The sequence below is a fragment of the Rhodococcus jostii NBRC 16295 genome (genome assembly GCF_001894825.1).
GTDB lineage: Bacteria > Actinomycetota > Actinomycetes > Mycobacteriales > Mycobacteriaceae > Rhodococcus_F > Rhodococcus_F jostii.
Genome location: NZ_BCWY01000103.1, coordinates 1 through 20,929, shown reverse-complemented (window position 1 = coordinate 20,929; position 20,929 = coordinate 1). Strand labels below are relative to the sequence as shown.

12 protein-coding genes are annotated in these 20,929 nt (G+C 71.3%); 1 reads left to right on the top strand and 11 read right to left on the bottom strand.

Features of this window, described 5'->3' with window-relative positions; all coding sequences use genetic code 11:
• Positions 1 to 145: 145 nt before the first annotated feature.
• The 4 genes from RJ1_RS38335 to RJ1_RS38320 all read right to left on the bottom strand — a co-directional run bounded on the left by RJ1_RS38335 (position 146) and on the right by RJ1_RS38320 (position 13,368).
• Complete coding sequence (locus RJ1_RS38335) at positions 146 to 10,750, bottom strand: type I polyketide synthase (protein WP_073368666.1); 10,605 nt, start codon at positions 10,748 to 10,750, stop codon at positions 146 to 148.
• Positions 10,751 to 10,888: 138 nt separating this feature from the next.
• Positions 10,889 to 12,088 carry an SPFH domain-containing protein gene (locus tag RJ1_RS38330; RefSeq protein ID WP_073368664.1) on the bottom strand — a complete coding sequence of 400 codons (1,200 nt, stop codon included), beginning with the start codon at positions 12,086 to 12,088 and terminating at the stop codon, positions 10,889 to 10,891.
• Positions 12,089 to 12,520, bottom strand: coding sequence for an NfeD family protein (locus tag RJ1_RS38325; protein WP_073368662.1), 432 nt, complete (start codon positions 12,518 to 12,520; stop codon positions 12,089 to 12,091).
• A gap of 8 nt (positions 12,521 to 12,528) precedes the next feature.
• A complete protein-coding gene (locus RJ1_RS38320) occupies positions 12,529 to 13,368 on the bottom strand; it encodes a DUF3097 domain-containing protein (RefSeq protein WP_073368682.1) in 840 nt (279 codons plus the stop codon).
• A gap of 67 nt (positions 13,369 to 13,435) precedes the next feature.
• Here RJ1_RS38320 and RJ1_RS38315 point away from each other — a divergent pair, with 67 nt between their 5' ends.
• Positions 13,436 to 14,245 (top strand): Rv1486c family protein, encoded by an 810-nt coding sequence (locus tag RJ1_RS38315; RefSeq protein WP_073368660.1) that lies wholly within the window; start codon positions 13,436 to 13,438, stop codon positions 14,243 to 14,245.
• Here the strand turns inward: RJ1_RS38315 and RJ1_RS38310 are convergent.
• The 7 genes from RJ1_RS38310 to RJ1_RS38280 all read right to left on the bottom strand — a co-directional run.
• Entirely contained in the window at positions 14,211 to 15,320 is a 1,110-nt protein-coding gene (locus RJ1_RS38310) for a ferrochelatase (RefSeq protein ID WP_073368658.1), read from the bottom strand. The two genes, RJ1_RS38315 and RJ1_RS38310, sit on opposite strands and share 35 nt — an antisense overlap.
• A 41-nt stretch (positions 15,321 to 15,361) precedes the next feature.
• On the bottom strand, positions 15,362 to 16,159 hold the full coding sequence (inhA, locus tag RJ1_RS38305; RefSeq protein WP_073368656.1) for an NADH-dependent enoyl-ACP reductase InhA: 798 nt from the start codon (positions 16,157 to 16,159) through the stop codon (positions 15,362 to 15,364).
• Between the two features lie 46 nt (positions 16,160 to 16,205).
• Complete coding sequence (gene fabG1 / locus RJ1_RS38300) at positions 16,206 to 16,955, bottom strand: 3-oxoacyl-ACP reductase FabG1 (RefSeq protein ID WP_073368655.1); 750 nt, start codon at positions 16,953 to 16,955, stop codon at positions 16,206 to 16,208.
• A gap of 63 nt (positions 16,956 to 17,018) precedes the next feature.
• Entirely contained in the window at positions 17,019 to 17,999 is a 981-nt protein-coding gene (locus RJ1_RS38295) for a VWA domain-containing protein (RefSeq protein ID WP_073368653.1), read from the bottom strand.
• Entirely contained in the window at positions 17,996 to 18,970 is a 975-nt protein-coding gene (locus RJ1_RS38290) for a DUF58 domain-containing protein (RefSeq protein WP_073368651.1), read from the bottom strand. The genes RJ1_RS38295 and RJ1_RS38290 overlap by 4 nt, the downstream gene beginning before the upstream one ends.
• Complete coding sequence (locus tag RJ1_RS38285) at positions 18,967 to 20,142, bottom strand: AAA family ATPase (RefSeq protein WP_073368680.1); 1,176 nt, start codon at positions 20,140 to 20,142, stop codon at positions 18,967 to 18,969. Before RJ1_RS38285 ends, RJ1_RS38290 begins: the two co-directional genes overlap by 4 nt.
• A gap of 204 nt (positions 20,143 to 20,346) precedes the next feature.
• Positions 20,347 to 20,929, bottom strand: a 583-nt coding sequence (locus RJ1_RS38280; RefSeq protein WP_143169588.1) for an NlpC/P60 family protein, incomplete at its 5' end; no start/stop codon positions are given.

The window sequence follows — 20,929 nt, the reverse complement described above, 5'->3', positions numbered from 1 at the left end:
GCCACCGCGAGTGTGCGGTGATCGAAAACTGCTGCGCCGCATCGTGTGCCGCTATCTGCGGTAACTCCTTGGCACCGGATTCCGGGCAGATGTCCCTCAACCCCCACATAGCCCACATCACCTAGCGCAGGCCGATCACCCGCGGTCACAGACCGCGGTCGATCAGGTCCAGGATCTCCTCGCTCGTGGCGGCGTGAATCTTGTCGACCGCGTCGCCGCGCGCGGCGCCGTCGCCCGCACCGACCTCGGCCAGCAGGCTCTCCAGTCGCTGCGCGATCGCCGACCGCGCCTCGCTGTCGTCGCCGAGTTCGGCGACGATCGCCCGCAGCCGGTCGACATCGGCGAACGCCACCGACACCGGATCCGGGACGAGTTCCGCCCGGAGGAACTCGGCGACGGCACGCGGACTCGGGTGGTCGAACACCATGGTCGGCGGCAACCGCAGCCCGGTGGCGGCGCCGAGCTGGTTGCGCAGGGCAACCGCCGCCAGCGAGTCGAAACCGAGTTCCTTGAACGCCTGGTCGGGGTCGACCGCGTCCGACGCGTCGTAGCCGAGTACCGCGGCGGCGCCGGCCCGCACCAGATCGAGCATCAGGTGCCGCTGCTCGGGAATCGACCGGTCGGCGAGGCGGTGCGCCCACTCCGACGGCCCGGACCCGGTCGACCCGGTCGCGGCCGAGTCCGATCCCGCGGCGCGCGGGCGGGTTTCCCGGATCAGGCCACGCAGCGGCGCCGGAACGTATGGTCCGGCGAGACCGGTGTGGTCGAACCGTGCGGCCACCACGGTCGGGGAGCCGGCGGTCAGCGCGCTGTCGAAGAGGGCCAGGCCGTCGTCGGCGGACATCGGCACCATTCCGCTGCGCCGCGCCCGGGCGAGGTCGAGGGCCCCGAGGTTGTCGGTCATGGCGCTCGGCGGTGCCCACATGCCCCACGCGATCGACAGCGCGGGCTTTCCGAGGGCGTGACGGTGACGGGCGAGGGCGTCGAGGAACATGTTCGCGGCTGCGTAGTTCGCCTGCCCGGGCGCCCCCAGGAGGCCGGCGAGCGAGGAGAACAGGACGAAGGCTCGCAGGTCGCTGTCCGCGGTCAGCCGGTGCAGGTGCCAGGCCGCGTCGACCTTCGGTCGCAGCACGGTGTCGAGCCGTTCGGGGGTGAGCGAGGCGAGGGTGGCGTCGTCGATCACGCCGGCCGCGTGGATCACCGCCGTCAGCGGGTGCTCCGCCGGTATCGCGGTCAGGAGCGCGGCGACGGCCGACTCGTCGGCGGTGTCGCAGGCGACGACGTTCACCTCCGCACCCAGATCGCTCAGTTCGCGGCGCAGTGGGTCGGCACCCTCGGCGTCCGGTCCGCGCCGGCTGGTCAGCAGCACGTGCCGTGCCCCGTGGTCGGTGACCAGGCGGCGGGCCACCAGCGATCCCACGGTGCCGGTGCCGCCGGTGACGAGGACGGTGCCGTGCGGATCGAACGGCACCGATTCGCCGTCGGCGCGCATCCGCCGCAGCCGCGGCGCCAGCAGGGTCCCGTTCCGGGCGGCCACCTGAGGTTCCCCGCTCGCCACCGCCGACGCGACGACGGCCTCGGCGTCGGACGCGTCGTCGAGATCGATCAGCACGAACCGGTCCGGGTTCTCGTTCTGCGCGGAGCCGACGAGACCCCACACGGCGGCGGCCGCGAGGTCGGCCCGGGCGCCGTCGTCCTGGTCGTCACCGGTGACCATCGCGTTGCGGGTCACGATCACCAGCGGGCTGTCGGCGACGGTGTCGTCGTCCAGCCACTCCTGCAGCAGTCGCAGAACCCGGGCGCACAGTTGGTGGGTCGCGGCCGGCCCCGGCTCGCCCGCGGCGGAGCAGTCGAGGAGCACCGTCCACGGTCGCCGATCGTCCTCGTCCGGTTCGGACTCGACCGCCGTGCGCAGCGCCGTCAGGTCGGGGTACCGCGGGAAGGCGGATCCGAGACCCCTGTCGCCGGGCGCCTCGGCGCCGAGGACGACCACCGGTCCGAGGGCCGGCTCGGTCGAGGCCGCCTCGATCCGGATCCAGACCGGCCGGTGCAGTGGCGGAGCCGCCGGACGGCCGTCGCCGCCGGACGGCCTCGACTCGACCCGCAACGCGTCGACGGTCAGCACCGGTGCACCGGCGGGGTCGACGGCCACGATGCGATACCGGCCGTCGTCGCCGGCGGTGAACCGGACCACCGCCGCGTCGGCACCGACGGTGTGCAGGCGGATTCCCGACCACGTGGCCGGCCAGCCGTCCCACCCGAGGATCGGGTCGAGCGCCGCCTGCAGCAGTGCCGGATGGATGCCGAACCCGCTCGTGTCGGTGCCGTCGTCGAGGCGCACCTCGGCCTCGGCGTCGACCGAGACTGGTTGCGGCAGCCCGGCGGCGGGGCCGACGACGTCGTCGATCGTCGCCGACGCATTCCGAACCCAGATGTCCGCGCCATCCGGCTCCCCCGGGTTCGACGTGAGGGTGACGGTGCGGCCGCCGCCGGGATCGGCAGGCGACACGAGCACCCGGATCTGTGCGTGGCCGGACGACGGGAGGTTCAGCGGCTGATGCAGGGTGAGTGCGTCGATGTGGTCGAGGCCGACGTGCTGGGCTGCGTGCAGGGTGAGTTCGACCAGCACCGCCGGCGACACCGTCTGGGGGGTGCCGGTCGACGGCGGTTCGTCGTCCGGGGCCGCCGGTCGCACCAGCCACGGATCCCGGTGCAGCGACAGCTGTCCGGTGAACATCACCGCGTCGTCGTCGAGTGTCACCGCCGCACCGAGCAGCGGATGATCGGCCGGGCTCAGCCCCAGCTCGGTCGGATCGCCGGTGTGCCGGGTCGCCGTCGTCGGCCAGTAGGAGCGGCGCTGGAACGCGTAGGTGGGCAGGTCGATGCGGCGGCGGCCGGGCAGCACGCGGTCCCAGTCGATCGGAATGCCCTGCACGTAGGCGGCGGCGACCGCCTCGACGAGGCCGTGCACCTCGTCTCCGCGTCCGGGCATCGTGGCGATCGTGTTCGGCACGATCTCGGCGGCGAGCGCGGCCAGTGCCGCGCCGGGACCGACCTCGACACAGCGGGTGACCCCGAGTTCGTCGAGGGCGCGGACACCGTCGTGGAAGCGCACCGGTTGCCGGATGTGCCGGGTCCAATAGTCCGGGGACACGAGGTCCTCGGCGGCGGCGACGCGGCCGGTCACGTTGGAGACCACCGGTATCCGTGGCGGCTGCGCCGTCAGCCTCGACACGACGGTGCCGAACTGGTCGAGGATGGGTTCCATCAGGGCGGAATGGAACGCGCGCTTGACCCGCAGGGTGGTGGTCTCCAGGCCGGCGGCGGACAGTTCCGACGCGACGGCCAGCACGTCGCGTTCGCTGCCCGCGAGGACCACCGACTCGGCGCCGTTCACCGCCGCGAGATCGACGCGGCCGTCGATCCGGGCCAGCACGTCCGCGGCGCCCGCCCGTACGGCGATCATCCGTCCCGGTTTCGTCGACTGCATCAGCCGTCCGCGGTCACCGACCAGGGCGGCGGCGTCGGGCAGGCTGAACACCCCCGCGACGTGGGCGGCGGTGATCTCCCCGATCGAATGACCGATCAGGTAGTCGGGGGCGATGCCCCAGTCTCGCAGCAGCCGGCAGAGCGCGACCTCGACGGCGAACAGCGCCGGCTGGGTGTATTCGGTGCTGTCGAGCTTCGCGCTGCCACCGTCGCCGTCGTCCCAGATCACGTGCCGCACCGGGGTTTCCACGTGCTCGTCGAGGGCGGAGCACACCTCGTCCAAGGCGCGGGCGAACACCGGGTAGGCCTCGTAGAGGCGGCGGCCCATCCCGATCCGCTGCGCACCCTGGCCGGTGAACATGAAGGCCGTCTTACCGCGGACGCTGGTCCCGGCGACGACGTTGCCGCCCGCTCGCCCCTCGGCGATGCGGGCCAGGCCGTCGCGGAGGTCGGCCACGGTGTCCCCGACCACCGCGGCGCGGTGCGGGAACCCGGATCGGGTGGTGGCCAGGGAGTACGCGAGGTCGGCCGGATCCGGTGGGTCCGTCTCGTTCTCGTCGAGGAACCCGGCCAGGCGTGCGGCCTGCGCCCGGAGCGCATCACCGGTCTTCCCGGAGAGCACCCACACCAGTGGCGTCGCCGACTGCGGGGCGACCGCCGGCGTCTCGACTTCGGGTGGCTGCTCGAGGATCATGTGCGCGTTCGTGCCGCTGATGCCGAACGACGACACCCCGGCGCGGCGGGGCCGTCCGGTGTCCGGCCACGCCATCGGTTCGGCGAGCAGGGACACCTCGCCGGCGGTCCAGTCGACGTGCCGGGTCGGGGCGTCGCCGTGCAGGCTCGGCGGCAGCACCCCGTGCCGCATCGCCATCACCATCTTGATCACCCCGGCGACCCCCGCCGCCGCCTGCGAATGACCGATGTTCGACTTGACCGAACCCAGCCACAGCGGCCGGCCCTCCCGCTCCTGACCGTAGGCCGCGAGCAGCGCCTGCGCCTCGATCGGGTCGCCGAGCGTCGTGCCGGTGCCGTGCGCCTCCACCACGTCGATGTCGGCGGGGCCGAGGGCGGCGTTGGCCAGGGCCTGGCGAATCACCCGCTCCTGGGACGGCCCGTTCGGGGCGGTGATCCCGTTGGAGGCCCCGTCCTGGTTGATCGCCGACCCGCGGATGATCGCCAGCACCCGGTGACCGTTGCGGCGGGCGTCGCCGAGCCGCTCCAGCACCACCATTCCCGCGCCCTCACTGAGCCCGGTGCCGTCGGCGCGGTCGGAGAACGGCTTGCAGCGGCCGTCGGCGGCGAGCCCGCGCTGGCGGCTGAACTCGATGAGCACACCGGGGGTCGCCATCACCGTGGCCCCGCCGGCCAGCGCGAGCGCGCACTCCCCGTCGCGCAGTGCCCGCGCCGCGAGATGCATGGCCACCAACGACGACGAGCAGGCCGTGTCGACGGTGACGGCGGGACCGGTGAACCCGAGTGAGTACGCGATCCGGCCCGAGGCCACGCTGTTACTGGTCCCGGTCATCAGGTAGCCCTCGGCGTCCACGTTCCGCTGCCCCATCAGGTGGAAGCCGTAGTCGCCGCCCATCAAACCCACGTACGTGCCGGTGTCGGTGAGATTCGGCGCGTCCGGCCGGATCCCCGCCTGCTCCAGGGCTTCCCACGCGCTCTCGAGAAGCAGCCGGTGCTGCGGGTCCATCGCGATCGCCTCGCGCGGGCTGATGCCGAAGAACGCGGCGTCGAATTCGTCGGCGTCGTAGAGGAATCCGCCCTGGCTCATGTACGTGGTGCCGCTGCGGTCCGGGTCCGGGTCGTACACCTCGTCGAGGTTCCAGCCCCGGTTGTCCGGGTACGCCCCCACCGCATTGCGGCCGTCGCGGACGAGACGCCACAGGTCGTCCGGGCCGTACACCCGGCCCGGGTACCGGCAGGCCATCCCGACGATCGCGATCGGCTCGTCGTCCCGTCGGGCGCCGGCCGCCTCGGGGACCTGCGGGGCCGCGCTGGTCCCGAGCAGGCGGGCCACCAGCTCCTGGGTGAGCGCGTCCGCGGTCGGATAGTCGAAGATCACCGTCGCGGCCAGTCTGACGCCGGTGGCGGTGGCCAGCTGATTGCGCAGTTGCACGGCGGTCAGCGAATCGAACCCGAGCTGTTTGAAGGCGCGCTCGGGGTCGATCGCCTCCTTCCCGTCGTGGCCGAGCACCGCGGCGACATGGGTGGTGACGATGTCCAGTACCCGGTTGTGCCGTTCCCCGGGATCCAGTGCCCGCAGTTCGTCGGCCAGCCCGGTCGGTGCGTCGGCGGCCGCGGCGCGGCGGCGCCGGATACCGAGGACCCGGCGCAGGATCGGCGACAACGACTCCCCATCCGATCGGGACGAGGGCATCGACAGCCGGACCGGCACGATCAACGGACGGTCCGCGGCCACCGCGGCGTCGAACAGGGCCAGTCCTTCGTCGGGGCTGATGGTGTCGATGCCGGTGCGACGCAACCGGTCGAGGTCGGCGGCATCCAGGTGCGACGTCATCCCGCTGGGCCGGTCCCACAACCCCCACGCCATCGAGATCGCCGGCAGCCCGCGGACGCGTCGATGCTGCGCGAGCGCGTCGAGGAACACGTTCGCCGCCGCGTAGTTCGACTGGCCGGCGCCGCCGAGCACACCCGCCGCGGACGAGAACAGCACGAACGCCGACAGGTCGCGGTCACGGGTCAGTACGTGCAGATTCCAGGCGCCGTCCACCTTGGGGCGCAGCACCGTGTGCAGTTGGTCCTCGGTCAGGGTGGCGGCGGTGGCGTCCTCGAGCACCCCGGCGGCGTGGATCACCCCGGACAGGTCCGGGATGCCGGCGAGCAACGCGGCCACCGCGTCGCCATCGGCCACGTCGCAGGCGACCACGTCGACCTCGGCCCCCGCCTCGGTGAGCTCGGCGCGCAACTCGGCCACGCTGTCCGCGTCGGCCACGTGCCGGCCGGTCAACACCAGCCGGCGCACCCCGTACCGGGCCACCAGGTGGCGGCCGATCAGTCGGCCGATGGTCCCGGTGCCTCCGGTGATCAGGACGGTGCCCTCCGGTCCGAATGGCGCCGAACCGTCGGGGGCGGCGTCGGCCACCGGCACCCGGGCGAGCATCGGCGCGAGCAGTGCGCCCTCCCGGACCGCCAACTGGGGTTCGTTGCACGCCAACGCCGCGGCCAGCAATGCCGGACTCCCGAGGTCACCGGCCTCCCCGTCCAGATCGACCAGGGTGATGCGGTCCGGATGCTCGTTCTGCACCGCACCGATGAAACCCCACACGGGTGCCGCGGACACGTCGTCGACGGGTTCGTTGTCGCGGATCGCCATGGCGAGCCGCGTCGTCACCAGCAGCCGGGTGTCGGCCAGGCGTTCGTCCCCGAGCCAGGATCGGACCGCCCGCAACGCCGCCTCCGCGGCAGCGTGCGCCCGGCCCGGCACCTCCGGATCGTCGCCCGGTTCGCCGGACCACCACAGGACGCGACCGGTGGGGTCGCCGCCGGCGAGCGCCTCCTCGAGCGGCATCAGGTCCGCGGTCGCCGTGGTGGACGACCCGATGGGCATCCACTCCACCCGGTAGAGGTCGTCGCCGACCGCGCGCGTCCCCGCGAGTGGCCCCGTGTCGCCGAGTGACCGCAGCGCCAACGATTCCGCGGTCAGCACCGGATTGCCGGCCCCGTCGTACGCGGCGACCCGGTAGCGCTCGGGCCCGGTCGTCGTGATGTGCACCCGCAGCGCGGTGGCGCCCACGGCATGCAGTTGCACGTTCCCCCAGGCGAACGGCAACCGGATGTCGCGGGCGCCGGTATCGGCGGTTCCGAGCGCGATCACGTGCAGCGCCGCGTCGAGGACCGCCGGATGGATCCCGTACCCGGTGACCGCCGCAGCCGGGTCCTCGCCGCCCAGGCGCACCTCCCCGTACAGTTCGTCGCCGCGGCGCCACGCCGCCCGCAGACCCCGGAACGTCGGGCCGTACCCGTAGCCGGCCTCGTCCAGCAGTCCGTACAGGCCCTTGACCTCGATCGGGGTGGCGTCGGCGGGCGGCCACTGCGGTCCGGGACCGTCGGCGGTGTCGGCGGCCGCGGTGAGGGTGCCGGTGGCGTGCCGGGTCCACGGCGATTCGGTCGGCGCGTCGGCGTGCCGGGAGTGCACCGACACCGTGGATCGGCCGCTGTCGCCGTCGGCGAGCACGCTCACCTGCACGGCGAGCTCACCCTCGGCGGGAATCACCATCGGCGTCTCGATGGCCAGTTCCTCGAGCCGGCCGCACGCGACACGATTCCCGGCGTGCAGCGCGAGTTCCACGAACGCGGTGCCGGGCAGGATGACGGTGCCGCCGACCGCGTGGTCCCTCAGCCACGGAAGGTGTTGCGGCGACAGCACACCCGTGAACACCGCGCCCCGCCCGTCGCCGAGTTCGACCGACGCGGCGAGCATCGGGTGTCCCCCGGTCTCCATGCCCGCCGACGCGACATCACCCTGCGCCGCCGGACCGTCCAGCCAGTAGCGGCGGTGCTGGAACGCATACGTGGGCAGATCCACCCACTGCTGCCGGTCGTCGCGCCGCGCCCACCGCACCCGGTCCCAGTCGATGTGCACGCCGTGCACCTGCGCCTCGGCCAGCGCCGCGGTGAACTGACGCAGACCCGCCCGGTCTCGCCGCAACGTGCCGATGGCGTGACCGGCGACGCCCGCCGCGTCCAGGGTCTCCTGCAACGGCACGGTCAGCACCGGGTGGCTGCACGACTCGACGAACACTCGGTACCCGTCCGCGGCGAGCGATCGCGTCGCCTGCTCGAACCGGACGGGTCGGCGCAGATTCCGGTACCAGTAGTCCGCGTCGAGCGCGGTGCCGTCCAACGCGCCCCCGGTCACCGCCGAGTAGAACGGAATCCGCGACCGCCGCGGCGTGATCGCGGACAGGGCGTCGAGAATCGGCTCCCGCAGAACGGACACGTCCGCGCAGTGGGAGGCGTATTCCACGGCGATCCGCCGGGCCTGGACGCCGTCGCCCTGAAATTGCGCCACCAACGTGTCGAGGGCGTCGACGGGTCCGGACACCACCGTCGCGGACGGCCCGTTCATCACCGCCACCTCGACGGCGCCCGCCCACGGCTGAATCTTCGCGCGCACCGCGTCCGCAGGCAGGGCCACCGACGCCATGCCGCCGCCGCGCCGGGCCGACGCGGCGATCACCTTGCTGCGGGCGGCGACGACGAGCGCCGCGTCGGGAAGACTCAGCGCGCCGGCGACATACGCGGCGGCGATCTCGCCCTGCGAATGCCCGACCACCGCCGCCGGTTCGACGCCGTGTGCGCGCCACAGCTGCGCGAGACCGACCATCACCGCGAACAGTGCCGGTTGCACCACGTCGACCCGGTCCAGCGAGGCCGGATCCCGGTCGCGGAGCACGTCGAGCAGCGAGAACTGCGTGTACGGGGCCAGCGCGTCGGCGCACTCGAGCACGCTGTCGGTGAACACCGTCGACGATTCCAGGAGTTCGGTGGCCATGCCCACCCATTGCGCGCCCTGGCCGGGGAAGACGAACACCGGCCGGTCACCGGCTTCCAATGCCACGCCGGTGACCACGTCGGGACTGGGCGCGCCCCGGCTCAGCGCGTCGAGGCCGGCCAGCAGGCCCCGCGGCTCGGCACCGATGACGGCGGCGCGGTGGTCGAAGGCGGCCCGCGAACCCAGCAGCGCCGCGGCCACGGCGGCGGGTGACAGTTCGGGGTGGTCGGCGGCGTAGTCGCGCAGCCGCTCGGCCTGGGTGCGCAGCGCACGCTCGGTGTGGCCGGACACGCACCAGGCCACGACTTCGCCTGCGGGAGCGTCCGATTCGGTCGACACCGGCGGCGCGACGGGGCCCTGTTCCAAAACGACGTGGGCGTTGGTGCCGCTGATGCCGAACGACGAGACCGCCGCCCGGCGCGGCCGATCAATCTCCGGCCAGTCCCGGTTCTCGGTGAGCAGGGACACCGACCCGGCGGACCAGTCGACGTGCGGGGTCGGGCGGTCGACGTGCAGTGTCTTCGGGAGGACGCCATTCCGCATCGCCATGATCATCTTGATCACCCCGGCGACGCCGGCGGCGGCCTGGGTGTGCCCCAGATTCGACTTCACCGAGCCGAGCCACAGCGGCCGGTCGGCCGGGCGGTCGCGACCGTACCCAGCCAGCAGGGCGGACGCCTCGATCGGGTCGCCCAGTGTGGTGCCGGTGCCGTGCGCCTCGACCACGTCGACGTCGGACGGGCCGAGCCCGGCGCTCGCCAGGGCCTGCCGGATCACCCGCTCCTGGGCCTGCTTGTTCGGGGCGGTCAGGCCGTTGCTGGCGCCGTCCTGGTTCACCGCACTGCCCCGGATGACGGCGAGTATCCGGCGACCGTTGCGTTCGGCGTCGGACAGCCGTTCCAACGCGATTATCCCGGCGCCTTCCCCCCACGCCGTACCGTCCGCGGCGGCGGAGAACGCCTTGCACCGCCCGTCCCGGGCCAGTCCGCGCTGCCGGCTGAACTCGACGAACACCGCCGGGGTCGCCATGACGGTCGCCCCGCCCGCCAACGCCAGCGCGCACTCCCCGCTGCGCAGCGCCTGCATCGCGAGGTGGATGGACACCAACGACGACGAGCACGCGGTGTCGACCGTGATCGCGGGCCCGCAGAGGCCGAAGCTGTACGCGACGCGGCCGGAGGCGACGCTCATCGCGTTGCCGGTGATGAAGTACCCCTCGAGGTCCTCGGGCGGCGTCCCGCCGGCGCGGGCCGCGTAGTCGATGCCGGACAACCCGGTGAATACCCCGACCTGGCTGCCGTGCACCGACCGTGGGTCGATGCCGGCATGCTCGAAGGTTTCCCAGCTCGTCTCGAGCAGCAGCCGCTGCTGCGGGTCCATGGCCAGCGCCTCGCGCGGCGAGATACCGAAGACCTCCGGGTCGAACCCGGCCGGGTCGTCGAGGAAGCTGCCCTGGACGGTGTAGGTCTTACCCGCCTGCTCGGCCTTCGGGTCGTAGAGTTCCGCCAGGCCCCAGCCCCGGTCGTCGGGGAACCCGGCGACGGTATCGGACCCCGATTCGACCAGCCGCCACAGGTCCTGCGGCGACCGCACCCCGCCGGGGTACCGGCAGCCGATCCCGATGACGGCGATCGGTTCGCGGCTCACCCCCTCGACCTCGCGGATCTTCTCCCGGGCCTGGTAAAGCTCCGCGGTCACCCGCTTCAAATAGTCGAGGAGCTTCGCCTGATCGGCCATCCGAGATCAGCTCCAATCCGAGAGCCCCCCGTGCCGTCGCGGGAACCTCGATTGTATCCGCCCTCACCACCGGGACGCAGCCGTCTGCTGATCACGGTCGATGGGCGCGGTGTGCTGCCCTACCTCGGAGTCTGCCGGTCAGCCCTGGGGCGGGACGGGCGGCGGAAGCTGCCCCGGTGCCTCACCCGGATACAGCGGGGCGTGCTCGTCGGCGCCACCGGGCTTCGTCAGGGGTCCCGGACCGTCGACAGGCCGCCGGGCCTCGACCTCCGCCGCCCGGACGGCCTGCGCGATGGCCGGGTCGGATTTGGTCTCGAACCAGTCGGCGACCTCTTCGGAGTCGTCTTCGGGTTTCGGTAGATCCTCGTCCGTCGTGGACGGCTCGTACCGGAACACGCCGTCCTGGCCCTGCGCGCCGAGGGTCTTCGCGAAGCCCTTGAGGGCGTCACCGAAGTCGCTGGGCACCAGCCACACCTTGTTGGCGTCGCCCTGCGCCATCTGCGGCAGCGTCTGCAGATACTGGTAGGCGAGGAGTTCGGGGGTCGGCTTGCCGGATTTGATTGCGGCGAACACCTTTTCGATGGCCTTCGCCTGACCCTGTGCCTGCAGGTACTTGGCGGCCCGGTCGCCCTGTGCCCGCAGGATGCGGGACTGCCGCTCGCCCTCCGCGGTGAGGATCGACGCCTGCTTGGCGCCCTCGGCGGCGAGGATGCGGCTCTGCTTGTCGCCCTCCGCCGTCTTGATGGCCGATTCCCGGTGCCCCTCGGCGGTGAGGATGGTGGCCCGCTTCTCGCGGTCCGCCTTCATCTGCTTCTCCATCGACTCCTGGATCGACGGCGGCGGATCGATGCTCTTGAGCTCGACCCGGGCGACGCGCAGACCCCACCGGCCGGTGGCCTCGTCCAGCACGCCGCGCAGCTGCCCGTTGATGGAGTCACGCGACGTCAGCGTCTCCTCCAGCGTCATGCCGCCGACGACGTTGCGCAGCGTGGTGGTGGTCAGCTGCTCGACGCCGACGATGTAGTTGCTGATCTCGTACACCGCGGCCTGCGGGTTGGTGACCTGGAAGTACACGACGGTGTCGATGTTCAGGGTCAGGTTGTCCTGGGTGATCACCGGCTGCGGCGGGAACGACACCACCCGTTCGCGCAGATCCACCTTGGCGCGGATGCGGTCCGCGAAGGGGATGAGGAACGTCAACTGACCCGACACGGTCCGCGCGTACCGGCCGAGCCGCTCGATCACCGCGGCCTCGGCCTGCGGCACCAGGGCCACCGATTTGGCCACCACCAGGGCAACGAACAACACGAGCACGATCAACACGATGAGTGCTGCCATTTACGGTCCCCTCCATACGACGGCGGTCGCGCCGTCAATTTGCATTACCGTCACGGTCGTTCCCGGTGGATACACCTCGGTGCTGTCGAGCGGGCGGGCCGTCCAGACGTCGCCGCCGAGTTTGATCTGCCCCGCATGCTCGGCGACCTCCTCGAGCACCAGGGCCTGCTTGCCGGTCAGCGCCTCGATGCCCGTCGGCGTCCGCGGCGGTGTCTCGAACTTGCGCAACAACACCGGACGCACCCCGAGCACGAGGGCCAGGGACAGCACCCCGAAGAACACCGCGTCGACCCACACCGGGAAGTCGGTGATCGCGGTGATCCCGGCCGTGGCCAGCGCGCCGCCGGCCAGCATGAGGAGGAAGAAATCCCCCGTCAACGCCTCCGCAGCGGCGAGCAGCACCCCCGCCACCAGCCAAATCAATGCAGCCACAACACCATCTAACCAGAATCTCCGGAACCGACGGTGACGAAGTCGACCAACTGTTCGACCGCTCCGATCAGCGGCGCTTCGAGGTCGCGGAACGTGTTCACCGCCGAATAGACGCGACGCCACCCGTCCCGGGGTGTCCCCCACCCCAATTCACGGCACACCCCGGTCTTCCAGTCCTCGCCGCGCGGAATCTTCGGCCACGCCGCGATCCCCACCGCCGACGGGCGGACCGCCTCCCACACGTCGATGAACGGATGCCCGGTGACGAGTACGTTCGGTCCGAGGCCCTGCGTCAGCTGAGTTTCCTTGGACCCGGTGACGAGGTGGTCGACGAGCACACCGACGCGCCGTCCGGCGCCGGGGCGGAACTCGGCGAGCCGCTCCCCGAGGTTGTCGAGACCCTCGAGGTGTTCGACGACGACACCTTCGACCCGCAGGTCGTGCCCCCACACGCGTTCGACGAGGGCGGCGTCGTGCACACCCTCCACCCAGATCCGGCTCGCCAGCGCGGTCCGGGCGCGCAGCCCCTCCACCTTGGTGGAACCGGACGCCGATCGGGTGGTCGCCGGGGCGGCGGGCGTGGCCGGCGGCCGCACCAGCGTGACGGGCTTGCCGTCGATGAGGAACGCCGCCTCCCGCATCGCGAACAACCGGGTGCGCCGCGCACCGTCCTCGAGTCGCACGAAGTCGCCGTCGTAGGTGCGCTCGAACCCCACCACCGCACCGCAGAACCCGGTGCCCGCATCCTCGACCACGAGGTCCCGCTCGGCCGGGACGGTGGGGGTCACGGGCTTCCGGACCCGGGGGTGGCCGGAAAAGATGTCGCCGTATCTGTCGCCTCCGCTCACGGGCGCTGACGCTATGCCAGCGGCGCCGTTACGCACACGCCGCCACGCCGACATATGCTCGTTTATCGTGACTTCACCCAGCGCCACTCTCACCGTGTGGGCCAGTTCCTGGCTCGCCGGGCACAGTGCACCCGACGACGTCATCGACGCCCTCCACGCGTGGGCGCCGATGCATCTCGCGTGCGCGGAGGATCAGGCGACGGCCGGGCGCACCGGGCTGCCGTGGCCCGACCCGCAGGACGCCGGGGTGACGGCGCTACTCCAGACCATCCGCCGGTCGGTGTCGCAACCGGAGACCGAGATCCGGCTGGTCCTGCCCGGGCCGGGGGACGTGCAGGGACTGCCCGTGGGAACCGAGTTCGCGTGCGCGGCGATCGGCGCCGGCGAGTGTGTCCTCGTGGGACCACCGGGCCGGCCAGGCACGGGGCTCGTCCCGCACGTCGAGGGTCCCGACGTGCTGCGGTGGACGGTGTCGTCGATCGAGCGGCTTCCCCTCGACGCCCACCACACCGGGCTGGGCGAGGCCGAGTTCACGATGCGGCAGGCGGTGCGGGACGCCGCGGCGGCGCTCGAGGCCCTCCACATGCTCGACTCCGGGTTCGGCGCCGACCCGCGCGCGTTGATCGCGGATGCGTTGGCGCAGTCCGCTCTTCACCGGTATCCGGCGACGATCGCACCGCGGGCGCTGCGGATCCTGGACTCGGCGGATCAGGTGGCCGCGATCCTCACCGTCGCCGAGCAGATGGCCCCCGCCCGCACCGTGTCCGCGTCGGGCGCGGCGACGATGGAGGATCTGCTGCGGCCACTGCGTTCGGCGGTGCGCTCGGCGCGCACCGCCGCCGTCAACGCGAGTGCGCGGGACGGACTGACGGCCTGACCACGGCCCGGCAGCAGTCGACCGCGCAGGACTGCCCGTCGAGGGTCGACCCGAGCAGCGGCTCCGAACCCAGACGCTCGGCCTGCCCACCCGCCACGTGCTCGCCGACGAGTGCGACGACCAGCTCGGCGAAACGCCGATCGGTGCCGGGGGTCCCGGCGCGCACGAAGTCGATGCCGAGTTCGGCCGCCTTCTCCCGCGCCTCGGTGTCGAGATCCCACACCACCTCGAGGTGGTCGGAGACGAATCCCACCGGGCACGCGATGACGGCACCCACCCCGGTGCCGGCGAGTGTGTCGAGATGGTCGCAGATGTCCGGCTCGAGCCACGGCACCTGGGGTGGCCCGGACCGGGACTGCCACACCAGGTCGAAGTCGTCGAACCCGGCGGAGCGGGCGGTGAGCCGGGCCGCCTCGGCCACCTGCCGACTGTAGAGGCGACCACCGTCCGCGGGCGGTCCCGCGTTGACGTCCGCGGCGACCGGCACCGAATGCGCGGTGAACACCAGGCGCGCGCCGTCCCGTCGCTCGGCCGGGAGCTGCGCGGCGGCCTGACGGACGGCGTCGGCGAACGCCGCGATCAGCAGCGGGTGGTCGTAGTACTGCCGCAGCTTCACCAGGTGGGGTGCGTCGTCCCCGACGGCGGCCCGCGCCCGCGCGATGTCCTCGTGGTACTGCCGGCAACCCGAGTACCCGCCCCACGCCGACGTGGGGAACACGAGGGCCGAGCGCACCCCGTCCCCGGCCATCCGCGCGACGGTGTCCTCGACCATCGGATGCCAGTTCCGGTTACCGAAGTAGACGGGCAGATCTATTCCGGCGCTTGCCAATTGGGACTCGACCCGGGCGATGATCTCGCGGTTGAGGGCGTTGATCGGTGACACACCGCCGAAGTGGAGGTAGTGCTCGGCGACCGCGTCCAGCCGCTCGGGCGGCACTCCCCTTCCCCGGGTGACGTTCTCCAGGAACGGGCGCACGTCCTCGGGCTTCTCCGGACCCCCGAACGACAACACGAGAAGGGCGTCGAACCGGGAATCGGAACCGTCCGTCGAATTCACAGCGATCATGATTCCCATCTTCCGTGGTGCCGTTCGGGGCGCACTCCCCGGGTAGTGCCCTAGCCGGCCATCGCGTGGGCGCCGCCGTCGACGTAGATGATCGACGCGGTCGTCCCGGGCAGCCAGTCGGACAGCACGGTGCACACGGTCTTCGCGACCGGCTCCGGATCGTCGACGTTCCAGCCGATGGGCGCACGCTCGTCCCACGCCGTGTTGAGTTCGTTCATCTGCTTCGCGTCGTCGGTGGCGGTACCGGCGATCGCCTTGGCGGCGAGGGTCTTGATCGGACCCGCCGCCACCAGGTTGGAGCGGATTCCGCGCTCACCGACCTCCTTGGCCACGTACCGGTTCACCGACTCGAGGGTCGCCTTCGCGACGCCCATCCAGTTGTAGAACGGCACCGCGCGCGCGGGGTCGAAGTCCATGCCGACGATCGACGCGTTGTCATTCAGCACCGGCAGCAGCGCCTTCGCCAGGGACGCGTACGAGTACGCGGACACCTCGAAGGCCACCCCGACATCGGACCACGGGGCGTCGAAGAACGGGCTGCCCAGGCAGGACCGCGGCGCGAACGCAATGGAATGCACGACGCCGTCGACACCCTCGGGCGCGATCTCCCGGATGCGGTCGGCGAGGCTCGCGAGGTGCTCCGGGTTCTGCACGTCGAGTTCGAGCGCCGACGGCACCGGCTGCGGGAGGCGCTGCGCGATGCGATCGATCAGCCGGAGACGGTCGAAGCCGGTGATGATCACCTTGGCGCCCTGTTCCTGGGCGACCTTGGCGACGTGGAACGCGATGGACGCGTCCGTGATGATGCCGGTGACGAGAATGGTCTTACCTTCGAGCAATCCGCCCATGAGGTGTCCTCCTGTGAAGAAAAAGTCCGGGAAGTGAGTGGGAGTTCTAGTGGCCCATGCCGAGGCCGCCGTCGACGGGAATCACCGCGCCGGAAACGTAGGCGGAGTCGTCGGAGGCCAGGAAGCTCACCACGGCGGCGACCTCCTCGGGCTTGCCCTGCCGCTGCAGCGGAACCGCACCGGTGATCATGTCCTTGTACTTGTCGTCGAGGACCGCGGTCATGTCGGTGTCGATGAATCCCGGTGCCACCACGTTGGCGGTGATCGAACGGGAACCGAGTTCGCGGGTCAGCGAGCGCGCGATGCCGACGACACCAGCCTTCGACGCCGCGTAGTTCACCTGGCCGGGACCGCCGGCGAGTCCGACGACGGACCCGAGGAACACGAACCGACCGAAACGGGACCGCAGCATCGACCGGGTGGCCCGCTTCGCGACCCGGAACGCGCCGGTGAGGTTGGCGTCGACGACGGAGGTGAACTGTTCCTCGGTCATGCGCATGATCAGCGTGTCGTCGGTGATGCCGGCGTTGGCGACGAGGACCTCGACGGGACCCTGGTGCGCCTCCACCTCCTTGAACGCGCGGTCGACCGACTCGGTGTCGGTGACGTCGCACTGGACGCCGAACAGGCCGTCGGGCGCACCCGAGCCGCGGTGCGTGACCGCGACCTTGTGGCCGTCCGCCGCGAGGCGCTGCGCGACAGCGAGGCCGATCCCGCGGTTACCGCCGGTGACGAGCACCGAGCGAGGAGTGGACACCGTCCGCGCCGACGCATCAGTGGTGTGTGGGTTAGACATGGGGATAAACCTATCTGTTCAGGTGTGCAGGAGTTGCAGTGCGGCGCCGCGGTGGAATGAAGATCACGGCAGCCGTTGACGCAGGACAAGCGCGAGGATCAGCCCGACGGTGGCGGACAGGACACCCAGCACGAGCCAGGGGCGGCTGGCATCGCCGCGGGTGGTCTCGAAGCCGATCTGTTCCTCGAGGGTGTCGTAGACGTCGCGGAGCTCCTCCAGGCTCGAGGCCGTGAAGAAGCTGCCCCCGGAGAGATTCGCGATCTCCCGCAGCGAGGGGTCGTCGACGGGCACCGGGATGCGTTCGTCCTCGATCTCGACCTTGCCGTAGCTCGTACCGAACGAGATGGTCGAGATGGGAACGTCCTTGTCCTTCGCCTGCCGGGCCGCGGTGAAGCCGCCCCGCGGGTCGTCGGGGTTCTCGGGCACCGTCTGCTTGCCGTCCGACAGCAGCACGATGCGGGCGGGCGGCGCCTGATCGCTACCGCCGAGCACCGCCGCCAGGGTGTCGATCGACTGCAACGACGTGAAGATGGCCTCACCGGTCGCGGTCCGCTCGCTGAGCTGCAGGTTGTCGATCGCAACCTTCGTGGCCTCCCGGTTGGTGGTCGGCGAGACCAGCACCGACGCCGTCCCGGCGAACGCGACGAGACCGAGATTGATGCCGGGCGTGAGCCCGTCGGCGAACGACTTCGCCGCGTCCTGCGCGGCCGCGAGCCGGGTCGGCTCCACGTCGGTCGCCTTCATCGACAGCGACACGTCGATGACGAGGATCACGGTGGCCCGGTTCCGCGGAACCCGCTTGTCCTCCGTCGGGCCGGCCAGCGCCACGCTGAAGAACACCAGCGCCAGCACCATCAGCAGCGCCGGGATGTGCCGGGCCCGCCCCGGCCGCGACGGCGCGACCTTCTCGAGCAGGGCGAAGTTGGTGAACCGGAGGGTGTGCTTGTGCCGCTGACGCTGCACCCACACGTATCCCGCGACCAATGCCACGACGACCAGGAGGAAGAGCAACCACCACGGTGAGGTGAACTGGGAAAGACTCACCGGCGGGACCTCTGGTTCGTCGCGGTCCCGTAACTGTGTTTGCGGGCGGACACGAAACGCACCACGTCCGAGATCCAGTCCCGGTCGGTCCGCAGGCTGAGCAGCGGTGCCCCGCAGCGCCGCAACGACTGCTCCACCTGCAGCCGGTGCTCGTCCGCGGCCCGCGCGAAGTCGGCGCGCAGTTGCGGTGTGGTCGTGAACTCGCGGGTCCGTCCGGACTCCGGATCGTGCAGCACTACATCCCCTATGTCGGGTAATTCCAGATCTCGCGGGTCGAGCACCTCGACACCGAGTACGTCGTGACGACCGGAGATCGCCCGCAGCGACCGCTCCCAGTCGATCGGGCCGAGGAAGTCACTGACGACGACGGCCAGCCCGCGGCGACGCTGGGGCCGGCGCAGCGACTCCACCGCCCCCTGCAGGTCGCCCCGCACCCCGTCCGGGGCGTGCGGGGTGGTCGCGATCTGACGCAGCATCGCCTGGGCGTGGATCCGGCCACCGCGGGCCGGGATCCGGGTGGTCTGGGCGCCGGTCGACACGATCGCCCCGATCCGGTTCCCGCCGCCGCTGGTCAGATGCGTGACGGCGGCGGCCGCCGCCACCACCAGGTCCCGTTTCTCGCAGCCGGCGGTGCCGAAGTCGAGGCTCGACGACAGATCGACGACCAGCCACGTCTCGAGTTCCCGGTCCGCCACCGACTGCCGCACGTGCGGGTGCGTCGTCCGGGCGGTCACCGACCAGTCCATCTGACGCACGTCGTCGCCCGGCTGGTACTCGCGCGCATCCCCTGGCTCGGAACCCGGTCCCGGGATCAGGCCCAGATGGTCGCCGTGCAGCACCCCGTCGAGGCGCCGACGGACGGTCAGTTCCAGCGTCCGCAGCGCCGCGGACAGTTTGGGATCACGGAGTTCGCCGGAGCGAAACGACGGCGGCGGGCCGGCGCTCTGTGCGCCGGCGGTACGCGCACTCACCGTGGCTGGCTCATCGCCGTCGGTCCGGGCACCGATGTGGACGGGGCGGGAGGTCCGTTGTGACCGGCGGGAGCCGCCGGGACCGTCGTCGGCTGGGCGGCGATCTGCGGCAGACCCACGGTCTGCAGCACACGGGAGATGACGTCGTCCGGGGTCACCTCGTCGGCCAGCGCGTCGTACGACAACACGAGACGGTGCCGCAGCACGTCGGGAATCACCTCGAGGACGTCCTGTGGCACCACGTAGTCACGTCCGCGCAGCAACGCCAGCGCCCGTGCCGAGGAGATGATGCCGAGCGTCGCGCGCGGCGACGCGCCGTATGCGATCCAGCCGTCGACCTCGGGCAGCCCGAACTCGGCGGGCGTTCGGGTGGCCGCGATGACCCGGACCACGTAGTCGACCAGCGCGTGGTGCACGAACACACCGCTCGCGACCTTCTGCAGGCGGACGAGTTCCTCGGGGTCGAGTACCTGGTGGGGTTCCGGCGCGGCGACACCCATCCGGTAGACGATCTCCCGCTCCTCCTCCACCGTCGGGTAGTCGACGAGGATCTTGAACAGGAAGCGGTCGCGCTGCGCCTCGGGCAGCGGGTACACACCCTCGTTCTCGATCGGGTTCTGCGTCGCCATCACGAGGAACGGGTCGGGCATGTGGTACCGCTTGCCGCCGATCGAGACGTGCCGCTCGGCCATCACCTCGAGCAGGGCCGACTGCACCTTCGCCGGCGCCCGGTTGATCTCGTCGGCGAGCACGAAGTTCGCGACGACGGGGCCGAGTTCGGTGTCGAACTCCTCCCGGCCCTGCCGGTAGATGCGCGTACCGATCAGGTCGGTCGGCACCAGGTCGGGGGTGAACTGGACCCGCGAGAAGGAGCCGCCGACCACCTTCGCGAACGTCTCGACGGCCAGGGTCTTCGCGACACCCGGCACACCCTCGAGCAGCACGTGGCCCTTCGCGAGCAAACCGACGAGGATCCGCTCCACGAGCCGGTCCTGACCGACGATCACGCGCTTGACCTCGTAGATCGCGCGTTCCAGCGTCTGGACGTCGGCGGCGAGACTGGGCGCGACCGTGTTCGTCGTCGCGCTCTGCGTGCCCGCGTTCGGTGAGAGTGCCTTCGGCGCGGTGGTGTTCTGGGGACCCGATCCGTTGGCCGCACCCCCGTTCTTCACACCGTCGGGAGCGGCCTGCGCGGGCGACTCCTTCCGGGCTGCACCCTCCGATACCGCATCATCACGTGAGGTCACCAAGAATCCACCGCTTTCACCTAGATCGTTCCGCCCGTTCACGTACTTGCTCAACTATTCCAGGTGCAAGCAACCCCCGCCGCAACCAAGCACGATCCGCACTGCGGACTACTTCATCGACATCATGGATCACGACACCATACGCACAGCGTAGGGGGTCATGCCGTCCCACCGCACCGGGGAGATCTTGACGACGTCTCCCGACTCCGGCGCCTCGAGCATCTGGTCGTCGCCGAGGTACAGGGCGACGTGCTGGCTGGCGTTCGGGCCCCAGAAGATCATGTCGCCGCGCTGCATCTCCTCCGACGGAACCTGCTCTCCGGCGGTGTACTGGTACCCGGTGTAGTGCGGCAGGGAGATACCGATCCCGGCGAACGCATAGATCATCAGGCCGGAGCAGTCGAAGCCGATCTTGTTGAAGTCGCCGTAGCTGTCGGCCACACCGCCGTCGCGGATGCCCTTCGTGGGCCCGTTCTCGTCGCCGCCGCCCCACGCGTACTCGACGCCGATCTGCGACAGCCCCCGGTCGATGACGGTTTCGATGGCCTCGCTGCCGGTGAGGTCCTCGCCGCTGGTCGAGGGTTTCGACTTGGGTGTGGACTTCGGCGTCGTCGACTCGCCGTCCGACTCGGAATCCTCTTCGATGGTGGTGTGCGCGCGCTGCCCGGCGGCGAGTTCCGCGGCGCGTTGCCGGGCGGCCTCGTTGGCGGCG